The organism is Mesorhizobium sp. P2_E6 (assembly GCF_056403835.1).
Map to the genome: position 1 here is coordinate 83,881 of NZ_JBFUEQ010000011.1, position 12,666 is coordinate 96,546.

Annotated in this window: 8 protein-coding genes; 1 reads left to right on the forward strand and 7 read right to left on the reverse strand. The window is 63.9% G+C overall.

The genetic code is table 11. From position 1 onward, the window contains the following. From AC1D08_RS25295 to rocF, 7 genes are all read right to left on the reverse strand, one after another. Positions 1-2,034: a hypothetical protein gene (locus AC1D08_RS25295; protein WP_457152427.1), complete on the reverse strand. Its 2,034-nt coding sequence runs from the start codon at positions 2,032-2,034 to the stop codon at positions 1-3. Between the two features lie 11 nt (positions 2,035-2,045). Further along, the gene (locus AC1D08_RS25300) at positions 2,046-3,386 is read right to left on the reverse strand and encodes a hypothetical protein (protein WP_457152428.1); all 1,341 of its coding nucleotides are present in this window, start codon (positions 3,384-3,386) and stop codon (positions 2,046-2,048) included. Beyond that, a complete protein-coding gene (locus AC1D08_RS25305) occupies positions 3,383-7,231 on the reverse strand; it encodes a coiled-coil domain-containing protein (RefSeq protein WP_477424319.1) in 3,849 nt (1,282 codons plus the stop codon). Before AC1D08_RS25305 ends, AC1D08_RS25300 begins: the two co-directional genes overlap by 4 nt. Continuing rightward, positions 7,228-8,556, reverse strand: coding sequence for a hypothetical protein (locus AC1D08_RS25310; protein ID WP_477424321.1), 1,329 nt, complete (start codon positions 8,554-8,556; stop codon positions 7,228-7,230). The genes AC1D08_RS25305 and AC1D08_RS25310 overlap by 4 nt, the downstream gene beginning before the upstream one ends. Beyond that, entirely contained in the window at positions 8,553-9,683 is a 1,131-nt protein-coding gene (locus AC1D08_RS25315; protein WP_457155036.1) for a hypothetical protein, read from the reverse strand. The genes AC1D08_RS25310 and AC1D08_RS25315 overlap by 4 nt, the downstream gene beginning before the upstream one ends. A gap of 371 nt (positions 9,684-10,054) precedes the next feature. Beyond that, positions 10,055-11,110, reverse strand: a complete 1,056-nt coding sequence (locus tag AC1D08_RS25320) for an ornithine cyclodeaminase (RefSeq protein ID WP_457151214.1) — start codon at positions 11,108-11,110, stop codon at positions 10,055-10,057. Between the two features lie 2 nt (positions 11,111-11,112). Further along, positions 11,113-12,045: an arginase gene (gene rocF, locus AC1D08_RS25325; RefSeq protein WP_457151213.1), complete on the reverse strand. Its 933-nt coding sequence runs from the start codon at positions 12,043-12,045 to the stop codon at positions 11,113-11,115. A gap of 132 nt (positions 12,046-12,177) precedes the next feature. Between rocF and AC1D08_RS25330 the strand changes: the two genes are divergently transcribed. Further along, complete coding sequence (locus tag AC1D08_RS25330; protein WP_095080404.1) at positions 12,178-12,618, forward strand: Lrp/AsnC family transcriptional regulator; 441 nt, start codon at positions 12,178-12,180, stop codon at positions 12,616-12,618. Positions 12,619-12,666: the final 48 nt, after the last annotated feature.

Consider the following 12,666-nt stretch of genomic DNA (forward strand, 5'->3'; position numbering starts at 1 on the left):
CTATTCGACGAGGCTGAAGCGGCCCGGCCCGCAGGCCCGGCTGGTATTGTCGTGTGCGATGTCGTTGCCCGGCAGCAGGAAACTGGCGCTGGAGGCGCTGTCGGCGAAGCTGACAGCGCAGCGGAAGCCGGACACCGTCGAGGTGGTGAAATTCGCCGACGAACCGCGCTCGAGCTGGATAGCGGAGCCGACCGCAAGGCCGGCTGCCGTCGGCGCCAGCCCGTCCGAGCGACCCGCCACGACCGCCCCGCGCAACACCAGCGGATTGGCTGCGGCGATGTCGGTGAAGTCCATCCGCATCAGGCTGTCGGAAGTGAGCACCGCGCCGAAACGCGCGCGGACAAGGGTGGAGCGGACCGGCGCCTGGGCCGAGATCAGCAGCCGGGCCCGAACGCCCTGGATCGCCAGCATGTCTGCTTCAACTCTGAGCCCTCGCGCATAAAGGTCGGCCAGGCACAGCGACGCGCCGCGCGCCATCGGTGACAGTCCGTCCGCCACGGTGCCGATGGTCACATCGTCGAGCGCGACCGCGCCGTTTTGAGCGATCACGGCGACGACCTCATCGGTCGTTTGATCGGCCGCCCGCGCCAGGTCGATCCGCTCGAGTTCGAGCCGAGGCAACCCGTCCGCGACGATGATCACCCCGGTCGCGGACAGGATGCATGAGGACGTGCCGGCAGGCACCCGGTTGGCGGTGCCGACGAGCCGCGTGCGGGCGACGCCGGGGGCTGGCGCCATGTGCACCGTCTTGAACGGCAATCCCTTCAGGATAAGTGTCTGCGGCGCCTTGACCGATGCGGGCAGTTCGAGCCTGAGATTCGTCCGTCCGGCGCAATCGCCCTCGGATGAGAATTGCGCCAGCGTCAGCGTGCCGCCATCATTGACGCGGCGAACGCAGGTATCGCTGGCCGACCCCCGACAGTCGAAACCGGTACCCGGCGGCGGAGTGGCGGTCAGCGCGCGATCTGTCTCGCCCATCCAGTCGCCAATGCCGGGGGCGGACAGGCCAAGCGCCGATGTTAGAAGCGGGCAACCCGTGAAGGACAGCGTCCGCCCTTCCGCGAAGGTCCAGTCCAGCCGCGTATTGCCGAGTGGGTCGAGTGAGGTGATGGACAGGCCAGCGGACAGCGGCGACAGGCCGAGGTCGATGCCCGGTTGCGCGAAGGCCGCGTGCTCGCGCTGATAGCCATCGCAATTCGACAGACACAGGTCGACGAAGGGCGCCGAACGAAGCGCCGCCACAGCGTCGGCGCCGAGCAGGGTTACCCCCTCGGCCTCGGCGATGCCGAAGAATGCCCGCAGCTTCGTCTCCGCCGCTTCCGCTGCGGCCACATCTGCGATGACGTCGCGCGTCGCCTTGCCGTCCAGGCGCGCAATCGGCAGGTAGGAGGGCTGCGCGCCTTCGCCTGGCGGCGTGTATCGCACGACATAGACCGTGTCGCCGATGCTTTCGGCGCTGAGGAAGGTTTCGAACCGGTGCAGGCTCCAACGGGCCACGCTCGCCGCCGCTATGTCCGATGGACCGCCGAGATCGCCGCGCCCGCAATCGAGTACGAACGGTGTCCCGACGTCGGGCGGCGCGGCAAAACCCTGGAGCACGCCCGGCAGTTGCAGCCGCTCGCGGATGGCAAGTGCCGCCTTGATCTCGGCGCAGGCAGTGGGCACGGCGAAATAGCCGGTGCCCGAGGGGGAAGGCAGATAGTAGTTGCCGGATGCTTCGACATCGGCCCAGATCGCGGTCGTCGCCGGCCAGTCGATATTGAATGCCGTCCCGGGGCATGGCAGCCGCGGCTGCATCCCAAAACTGTTTTCAGTTTGAAGCTTGGCGAGCGTCGCCTCCGAGACTAGCGCGGTGTCAGCCAGGTGCAGCAACCTTTTCGCCTGGCCCGGGCTGGAGCAGCCGGCAAGTTCCACCGCCTTGCCGTCGAAAAGCGCGACATAGACGTCGTTGTTCTGGTCGGTGACGAAAGCGGCAAGCTGCGGCTCGGCGCGGGCCACTGACGTGCCCGCGAGAACCAGGGTGAGCAACAACATGACCGCCTGTCTCATCTCAATTCGCTCAAGCAGCTTGCGGCGCGCGCGGGGTCCATATTGACCTCGGTCATCAACGGATCGAGGCCGGCTGACTGGCACAGCGCCTGGACCGTGATCGAATGCGGCCCTTGGAAGTCGACCGTAAGAGTTCCATTGGTGATCTGCCCGTTCTGGCCGACGCACAGCGGGTTGTTGGCAAGCGCCGGCCGACGGCAGGTCCGGATGACGTCGGCCATCGCGCGGCGGTTGGTCAGTTCGCAGAAATAGATGCGGCAGAAGGCGGCGACCGAGGCGCGGTTCTCGGCGTCGGCATTGATGATGCGCTTGATGTCGCCGACCAGCGCGCTCGCCTTGGCCTCGAAGGCGAGGCCGTCGACGCGCGTCTTCTCGCCCGCGATCTCGCCCGATCGTTCGGTGATCTTCGGCATCAGGTTGATGTTTTCCGAGGTTATGAACAGCCCGCCCTTCCACCGGTCGAACTCGTCGAGGATCGAGGTCGCCCTCAGGATCGCCTCGCGGTAGGCGTTGTAGATCGGCCCCATCTTGGTGTCGCGCGCCGCTTCGTAGACCTGGTTCAATGCGGCGTATTCCTTGTTCACTGTGTCGGCGCCCGCCTTAATGTCATCGATGCCGGCGCGCGAACTCTGCACCAGGCCCTCGGCTCGTTTCAGCTTGCGCGAAAACATCGCGGTGATCGGGCTCTCGACGCTGGCGAAGTAGCTCTCGATGACTTTGCCGGCAGCCCCGTCGGCGAAGGCATCGATCTCGGTGTCGGACAGATTGGAGATCAGGCCGCACTGGGCGTCGAAATCGGCGCTCAAGGGCCCGGCCTGGCAGGCGCTCATCTCGGCCAGCCTCTGGTCAAGCGTTCGGTTCGAAGCGAGCCCGTCGGCATATTCGAACAGCGCATGGTTCCATTCGATCGCGTTCAGGTCGGCCTGGCTGTGCCGCCGGTCGCGGCAGAACAGCGTCTGCTCCATCCGGTTCTGGTTGCCGGAAGCCCGGTAGGCGTCGAGGTGACGCGTAGCCTCGGCGCAGGTCGCCAAGCCTGAAATCAGCCCGGCGAGTTGCTGGTGGACGGGCGGCAGTCCGCGTGTCTGCGCCTCCCGCATCAGGTTGGCCGCACGTTCGCTGTCGCTTGGACTGCGGGCCGGGCGGTGGAAGACGCAGAGGCCTTGCTCGAAGGTCTTCAGCGTCCCGTCCGGAATGGCCGGCCCCTCGCAGTTGGGAGCGTCGAGAACGCGCGATTCGATCGTATAGCCGGCGAGATTGTCGACGAAGAGGTCGCGCGCGGCCGCTCCCGTCGCGCTGAGCGCCAGACCGAGCGCTGCTGTGGCGACGACGGCTCTCATGGCGCGCTCGCGAAGATGAAATAGAGGGTGAACACGGCGCCGTCGAACGGGCAGTCGCTCGGCTGCAGCGACAGCCGGTAGGAGCCGATCAGCGGCGCGCCGAGATAAGGCAGGATCAGGCTGGTGTCGTTCGACGGTCCGGGCGCGCGCGGGAATTTGCGCGCCTGGTAGCGATCCTGCACCCAGTAGCGGATGATCCGGCTGATCTCGTCGCCACTGTCGGCCTGGTTGAAGAAGGTCTGCAACGCGACGCGCTCCGGCCCGACCGAAATGTCTGCGCGGACCTCGCTCGACCCCTTGGTCAGCGGCTTGAAGATGAAGCCGCTGCCGCGGTGTTGCAGGGCGAAGCGGTTCCACTGCGCCCCCGTGCACTGGTAGTCGGTGCCGGCGAAGACATCGATCAGGGTCAGGTTCTTGCGCTCGCGGAATTTGTTGGGCGCCCACAGCGCGAAATAGCCGTTTGCCTTCATCAGCGCGTCGGTCGACGCGAAAGGGGAAACCTCGAACTCGACATTCTCGTCGAGCGCCAGCTTGCGGGCGAAACCTGAATTGGCGGGCACGACGATCTGGGCGACATCGATGTTAATCTGGCGCTCGTCGAAGAAGCGCTTGGCAACGATGTCGTCGATCATCGCCTGGAGCTGGGTTGCGTTGCGCACATAGACCGCGGGCACTGTCGCCGCGTCGCCGGTGAAGGCCTGCACCACTTCAAAGCGGCGCCGCATCAGGTGCATCAGCCGGTTGGCGGTCTCGAGCACGCGCCGCTTGGTCACCAGATATTCGGGAATGCCCTTCATCAGGTCGGCGATGGTGTCCTGGTTCGCGATGAACAGATTCTTGCGCGTCGCCGGATCGTCGATCTGGGTGACGAGCTTGGTCATGTCCTCCTGCTGCTTTGTCACCTCGGCCTGAACGTTGCTCTGGAACTTCAGGATGCTGTCCTGCAGCGCGCGGCTCTTCAGGCCGAGATCCTTGGCCTGGTTCAGTCCCGCGACGAGTTCCTCGGTGTTGCCGCGCGACTGCGTGATGCGCTGCTCGACGAAGGCGAGTTCGGCATCGTTCAGTGCCAGCATCTTGTCCTTCTGCCGGTCGCGCAGTTCGTTGATCAGGTTGGTCGAGGCATTTGATTCCTCGGCGAGGCCTGTCACTGTCGTCTGCGCGGCGCGGACGCGGTCGATGCGGCCGTTGGTTGCCGCGACCAGTTCGGCGACACGTGCATTGTCCTGGTTGAGCTGGGCTTCCGACAGGGACAGCTTGTCGAGTTCGAGATTGAGGATCGCGATCTCATTGGTCAGCCGGTCGATCGTGCGCTGCTGGTCGGTGATCTGGAAACTCAGCATGTCGTTTTCGCGCGCCTGAAGATCGAGCCCGGCGAGGATGCGTTCGTGGTCGGACTTGAGCCGCGCCACCTGCTCGTCGATGCTGAGATCCTGGCTCTGGCAGTCAACCGCCGCCATCGAGCCCTGCAGCGTCAGTTCCTTGATCTCCTGCGCCCCTTGCGCCAACCGGCCGGCCAATTGGAAATGCGTGTCGACCAGCGCCCTTGCTTTGAGCGCCTTGTCGAGATCGAGTTGGCCAATCGCCTGGCGGAGCTGCGTGAGGCGCTGTTTCAGCGCGTTGATTTCATTAATATTCGCCTGAGTGATCTGGCCGGTGGTGATGATCGTCGACAGGATGGATTGGGCCGCTTCCAAGGCTGCCCTGATCGGTTTGGCGACGTCCACCACAGTCGCGACGCCGCTGCCCAAACCGCAGGCGCAGGTGATGATTTCGGGCACCGCGGCGCCGATCGAGTATGCACCTTGCACCGAAGTCAGGATGACCTGCGCGGCCTGTGTGGTGCCGTTGAACGCGACGAACCAGGCGATCACTTCCGACAACTGGCCGTCGACCTGGTCACGCGCCTCCTCGAGGTCCGCCTTCCTCTTCGCATAGAGGTCCCTCTCGGCTTCGTAGAGTTTCTTGGCGAAGTCCGTTTCTGTCTGGGAAAAAGAACCGCAATCGACGTTCGCAAGTTCCTGCGGCAGCGGGATGTTCGATGTGATCATCTGCTGGTCGGCGATCAGCGGCTCGACATCGGCGAAGTCGGCGCTGCCGATGACGCACTTCATCAGGAACGCTTTCGCTTGTGTCTGCGAGTTCAAGAGCTGGGCCCTGAGGCCCGACTGACCGTCCGGGCCGCACATCTGGGCAACGTATTGGTTGCGCGTGAAGGCCGGCGTCACAGTTTGGCATGCCTGTTCGCCCGCGAGCAGCGGCGTGAACGGATGGTCGGCCGTATCTCCGATCAGGGCGAGCTGATTCTCGATGCCGCAAAGCTGCTCGCGGTCGACGGCCCGGCGGCGCTGATAGAGGTCGGTCTGGCGCAGTTGCAGTTCGGTGATTGTGTCGTTGGCGCGGGCGATCGCGCCCTGGTTGTTGGCGATCTGGGTTTGAAGGATCTGCCGCTGGCGAACCGCCTGTTCGAGCTGGTTGGCGTTGCGCTCCGTCTGGCGGGCGTATTCGGTGATCTGGCTCTCGAGCGAGGAAATCTGCAGATCGAGGTTCATCTGGGTCATTTCCCAGTTCAGCAGCCAGCGCAGTTCGTTGCGTCGCTCGACCTCGGCCTCCTTGGAGAGGACGATGAGGTCGAGTTCCTGCCTGTCATTGATCTGGCGGCGCTGGTTTTCGAACTCGGCTATCTTGGTGCCGAGCTCGATCTCCAGCGATCTGATCTGCTGGCGATAGCCGAACGTGTCCTTCTCGGCGTCGACCGCGTTGATCTCTTGCTGGACAGTGGTGGCGAAGGTCTGCGCCTCGTGCTCCAGCTTGCCGATCTTGTGGGCGATAAGGTTGACTTCCTGGCTCCGGATCGTCCGCTCCTCGTCGAGCGCGCGCGTCGCTTCGCCTTCCTTGTTGGCGTACCACCGCTCGACCAGCGCCTCGACATTGCGCTCGACCTCGGTCAACCGCAGCTCGCTCTCGGCCAGGGCCTGCTGCAGGTCCTCGAACGGGATCGTCGTGAACTGCATCGGGTCGATGTTGAGGAACAGGAAGCCCTTGCGCACGCTGTCCATGCGCGCATCGAGGTCGCTCTGCTGCAGCAGCAGGTCGGCGCGCAGGTCGTCGTAGGTGGACTCGCCCGGAATATCCATCTGCGTCTCGACCAGCACCCACATCGCGGCCTCGTAATTGGTGTAGGCCTTGGAGAGGTTGGGTTGGCTGTCGAGGCCAGCGCCTCCGACAGCGCCCAGCGTATCGCTGACCAGAAACTCGAGCGCCTTGACGCGTGCCTCCGAGACGGTCTGGTACCAGACGTCGCCGGTGTTCATCAGCAGCTGGATCTTCAGCGAGGACAGCGCCGTCAGCTGCCGCACGAAGGTGCGGTAACTCGCATCTGCTCCCGCCGCGGTGCCCTGGTCACCGCCTTGTTGTCGGGCCAGAATGCGAAGACCCCGGTCGACGATCTCGATGCCTTGCCGGCCGAATTCCTGCGCCGCTTGCGGCGAGACGGGCGTATCGTTGCGGCTGACGCCGCTCGCCGACGACAGGAAGGGCATGTCGGCGGCGAGGAACAGGCGATAGCGTCCAAGTTGCAGGTGGCAGTCGAAATCGCACACGATCGCCAGTCGTCCGGTCGTCTCGTCGCCGCAGGTCGTCAGGAACTGTTCGAGTTCGGTGGCGACTTCACCCATGTATTTCACGTCGGCGCGGAAATTGGCGATCTTGAGCAGCGTCGTCAGTTGGCCGGCATGGCCGGCCGCCGCGTCGACGTCGAGCGCCATGCAGTCCTGCCCGCGCGCCATTCCCGCAGCGCCGAAAACGATGCTGGCGACCAGTCCGCAAAGCAGGAAGAACCGTCTCATGGTTGCCCCGTCGACAGAAAGACCTCGGAAATCTGGCGCACGTGCCGGGCGAGTTCGGCCATCTGCGCCTTGGAAAGCGATGGATTCTGGAACCGCCCGACCACCGCCCGGGCATGGTTGATGCAGTCCTCGTAAGGGCCGTTGATCGTCGCGGTCAGCGCGCCAGTGTCGAGCGTGAGGTCGAGCCTCGAATACGCTCCGGCCAATCCTGCGCAGGAAGAAAGCTCGGCGGTGATCGCCGGATCGTCGACGACGTGCGCGAGGCCGGAGAGAGCCGTCATGACGCCTTCGATCTGCCCGACGATCTGCGTCATCCTTGCCTTGCCGTCTTCGAACTCCTTCAGCGATTCCGGCTGGTTGAGGCTGGAGAGGTCGACGGCCTGCAGCGTGGCGATCGTCTCTGCTGCCTTCAGCTGATCCTCCTTGACGAGCACCATGTTGGCCTGTGCGTTGCCGAGCACACGCTCCAACTCCATCACCTCGGCCGACTTGATCGACACGTCCATCTCGTTGACCAGTGACTGGTATTCGGTCGAAGCGGCGTTCATCAGGTTGAGCGTGTCGTCGACCTTCGTCCTGACCGCCTTGACGATCTTTGCGCGCACCCGCGTCTCGATCAGGCCGGTCGTCTCGGCGCGCCCGCGTACCGGCTTGACCGAACAGACCAGTTTCGCCAGCGCGTCTGAACCAAGCCGTGCACGCACCGCCTCGACGATCGGGAACAGCGGACGCCAGGCCGCAGGCAGCGAAGCCAGGCTGGCGCCTGACAAAGGCCCGGCATTGATCTCGTTCATCCGCGTCAGGTACCGGCATTTCTCCGGCAAGTCGGCCCCGGAGAAGTAAAGCCGCCCGGTAATCAGGTAGGCCTCGACGGCAGCGGCGTATTGTCGGCCGACGAGCGCGGCGAGCTCTTCGGCGCTATCGGTCGAGATTGGGGCGAAGAAGCGGTAGCGGCTGAGGTAGATCTCTGACCACGCAAGCCTTCGCATCAGCACCGAGGCGTCATCGGCCGAAAGCGGGATGATCGGGAAACCGACGCTGCGGCTGCCGCCGGAGGAGCCCGACGCCTCGCCGACCACCTCGCCGGTGAAGGGCAAGCCGAAATCGGGCTGCGTCGCCTCGTGGCTCGGTTCGACGGCGGCGGGACCGGGGGCGAGCACGCTGAACCGGGTGGCGTCGGGCGTTGCGTTCGAGAGCGTGGCGTTCCAGAAACCGTCGAGTTTCTCCGATGTGTAAGCCCGCTCCAGGATCGATGCGGCGCTGGCCGCGCCGGCCAGGACGCAACTGACAATCAGGGACAACGCGATGGCTCGGAGGGTTGTCATCGGCAGTACCACACCCTGTCGGCAGCGCCCGCCTGGGCGCAGATGCCGGTGGCCGCGCCGTGCGCCTTCCAGTCCGCCTTTATTTTTGCGAGATCGTTGAATGCGCCCTGGGCAGCGTTGTCGGCATGAACCTCGGCGTCCAGCCGCCAGAAGGGCTTTGCCGGATCCGTCGGCAGTAGCACCCCGATCATGTTGATGTGGAAGGCGGAGACCTTGAGAAAATCCTCCGCGCTGGCGACCGTGTTGCGATTGAGATTGGCGTATTGCTCCGGCGTGACGTTGCCGAGCGCCCGCTTGAATTCTCCCTCCGACACTTCGACGGAGCGCAGCATCTGCGTCGTCTTCGCGGCCAGGCCGTCGAGGATCGAGGTGTTGGCGACCAGCGTCGCGCCCGCCCCGGTCACCGGTCCGAATATATCAGCGAAAATGACGCGGATCGCCTTCAGGTGCGTTTCGGCCGACTTGATCTCGACGCGGCGCAGTGCGATCCCCGTTTCGAGATCGGACGCCCGACTGACGAAGCTTCTCAGCGCCAATTGCAGTGTGTCGAACGAGGAACGAGCTTCCGGCGGCGGCTGCAGGAACACCGAGCGTGCATAGCGCACGGCCTCGCTACGGGCGATGTCCTCGACGGTGGCGCGTGTCAGCGCCGATTCCGGGCAGCCGGTGACGTCGCCGAGGTCGGTCAACATCTGCGCGGCATGATAGATTTGATCCATCTGTCGCATCGTGCCGAACGAGCCGCTGGTGGTGAACTCGGCCTCGACGCCGGACAGGTAGTCGGTCAGGTATTCGCGCGCGAACTTCACCATCTCGCACTGCACGCCGGCGGCGCGCTCGCGGATGTGGCGGCCGTAAAACGATGCGCCGACGAAGTATTTCTGGTCGGGCGTCGGTTCGAACCGCTCGACGAAGAGCGACTGGATAACGGTATCATATTCGCCGCACGCATATGTGCGCTCGAGGCATGCGGAGTCGGTCTGCAGGTCGCACTGTGACAGCGCCTGGCCGCACATTTGCTGAGCTGCGGCAAGGTTAATTCCTTCGCCGTAGACAAGGAGGGCTGCCAAGACGATCGCTGGATTGAAGACGGATCTCTTCAGCAAGACGAGCAGAAGAAAATGCACGAAAGCCCCCCGGCCACCGAAGGGGCAGCCTCATCGCTCTTTACAGGCAATATCTTTGCAAGATCAATTTTGTATTGGATCGTTACAGCGAGGAACGGCCATAAAAAGCGTGGCTAACTCAAAGTCAACTTCGCCGAATAACGCATTTATAGAATGTAAACTAAAACGGATTGGCGACCAATGCACCTGGTTTTTGGCTTCCGTAACGGAAATTTGCGCCAAAGTATCGACGCGGTTAACGGATCGTAAAGAACTGTCTTTTGCGCACCTTCGATCCATTTCCCTGAGCGTCTAAACTTCTGTTCAAACGTAAAAGGAAATCTGGCTCGGCTGGCAAGGCAGAGACCTGCTGTTCTCGAGATGAGCCTTGTTTATGCTGCCGGCTGCATGGCTGCTCTTAGCAGCATGCCGAACAAGTCGCGTGGTTCATCCGGATCAGCGAGCAGGTCGAGTTCCTCATAGAGGCCAGTCGCCTGCAACTGGTCACGCACATAGCGTAGCGCGGAAAAATCCTCGATCGCGAAGCCGACGGAATCGAACAGGGTGATCTGCTTGGCGTCTCGGCGGCCTTGGGTCTTGGCGGCGATCACCTGCCAGAGCTCGGTCACCGGATGGTCGGGATCCAGCTGCTGGATCTCGCCCTCGATGCGTGTCTGGGGCGGGAATTCGACGAAGATGTCCGAGCGCAGCAGGATGTCCCTGTGCAGTTCGGTCTTGCCGGGGCAGTCGCCGCCGACGGCGTTGATGTGGACGCCGGAGCCGACCATGTTGTCGGTGAGAATGGTGGCGCACTGCTTGTCTGCGGTAACGGTCGTGATGATCCCGGCACCTTCGACCGCTTCCTGTCCGGTTTCGCAGATGGTGATGTCAAATCCCATGCCAGCCAGGTTCTTGGCGCATTTGCGCGAGGCGGAGCGGTCGATGTCGTAGAGCCTCAGCCGGTCGACGCCGGTCAGCGCCTTGAAGGCGATCGCCTGGAATTCCGACTGCGCGCCATTGCCGATGATGGCCATGGTGCGCGCGCCGCTCGGTGCCAGATACTTGGCTGCGACAGCGGACGTGGCGGCGGTGCGCAGGGCAGTCAGGATGGTCATTTCCGTGAGCAGCATCGGATAGCCGCTGCCGACATCGGCGAGTACGCCGAAGGCCGTGACCGTCTGCAGACCCTGGCGCATGTTCTTCGGATGGCCGTTGACATATTTGAAGCCATAGAGGCGACCATCGCTTGTCGGCATCAGCTCGATGACGCCGTCATGGCTATGCGAGGCGATGCGCGGCGTCTTGTCGAACAGGTCCCAGCGACGGAAGTCTTCCTCGATGTAGCCAGCGAGTTCGGTCAGGAAGCGCTCGACACCGATGACATTAACCAGCTTCATCATGCGGTCGACGCTGACGAAGGGGACGATGTTCAGCTTTGCCGTGGTCATGATCAAAAGCTCCCGGAATGGCTGCGGGTCGGCCGGTCCATGATGCGGCGGCCCATCAGGCTCGCCGTCAAGTCGACCATCAGCGTTGCGGTGCGGCCACGCTCGTCCAGAAAAGGATTCAGCTCGACCAGGTCCAGGCTGGAGACGAGGCCGCTGTCGGACAGCATCTCCATCACCAGATGCGCCTCACGGAACGTCGCGCCTCCGGGAACCGTGGTGCCGACTGCGGGCGCGATCGACGGGTCGAGGAAATCAACGTCGAGACTGACATGCAGCAGCCCGTTTTCATCGGACACCCGCGCCAGGAAGGCGCGCAGCAGCGGCGCGATGCCATGCTCGTCTATGGCGCGCATGTCGTGCACGGTCACGCCCGCCTGGTTGAGCGCGCTGCGCTCGGCCGGGTCGACACTGCGCAGGCCCATTGTGCAGATACGCTTGGGATCGACCGCTGCCGGTAGATCCGGAAAATAGCCGTGGAAACCCGGCTGGCCGCTGGCGTAAGCGAGCGGAACGCCGTGCAGATTGCCGCTGGCGGTGGTGTCGAGCGTGTGGAAGTCCGGGTGCGCGTCGAGCCACAGCACGAACAGCGGCCGCCCGGTCTCAGCGGCGCGGCGGGCGAGACCCGACACGGTCCCGGCCGAGATCGAGTGGTCGCCGCCGAGAAAGATCGGCATGGCGTCCTCGCTCGCCGCATAGGCGGCCGCGGCAATGGCGGATGTCCAGGCCGATATTTCGGGCAGGGCCTTCAGCGCCAGATTGCCATGCGAAATGCGTCTCGCCGGCATCGCCTGTACGGCGCCCATATCCTCGACAGCGTGGCCGAGGCCGGACAGCACTTCAACAAGTCCGGCGGTCCTCAGGGCGCTCGGCCCCATTTCGCAGCCCATTCTGCCAGCGCCGTCCTGCACCGGTGCCCCGACGATTTTGCAACGCATTGTTTTTCCCACGGCCAAGTTCGAATGCCGCGAGAGAACCATGGCGAGCCGGCGATATGAACAGGCAGAATTGGCAATTCGAAATGCATTGTTTATCGTATTGGCAGCAGAACTGGTCAAAATGGTAAGCTGATGGATACACTGGACGAACGGCTCGTAACCTTGCTGCGGCATGACGCGCGGCGCAGCGTGTCGGATCTCGCCGTCGATCTGGGCGTCTCGCGCGCCACGGTCAGGGCGCGTATGGAGCGCCTGGAACGGTCCGGCGACATCATCGGGTACACGGTGGTGCTGCGCGCCGACGCTGTCGATCAGCGCATCCGCGGTATCATGCTCATCGAGATCGAGGGCCATGCCGCCGACCGCGTGGTCCGGGCGCTGGGCGGCTTCCCGGAAGTCTCGACCATCCACACCACCAATGGCCGGTGGGATCTGGTGGTCGAACTCGGGACGGCATCACTGACAGATTTCGATGCTGTGCTACGGCGCATCCGATTGATTGCCGGCATAACGGGCAGCGAAACGAGCCTGCTCCTGGCCACGCCGCGCACCACGCGAGCACGGCTAACGTAAGCAAACTGTCCATATCCGGCATCAGGCTGACGGTGTTTATTCCAGCTT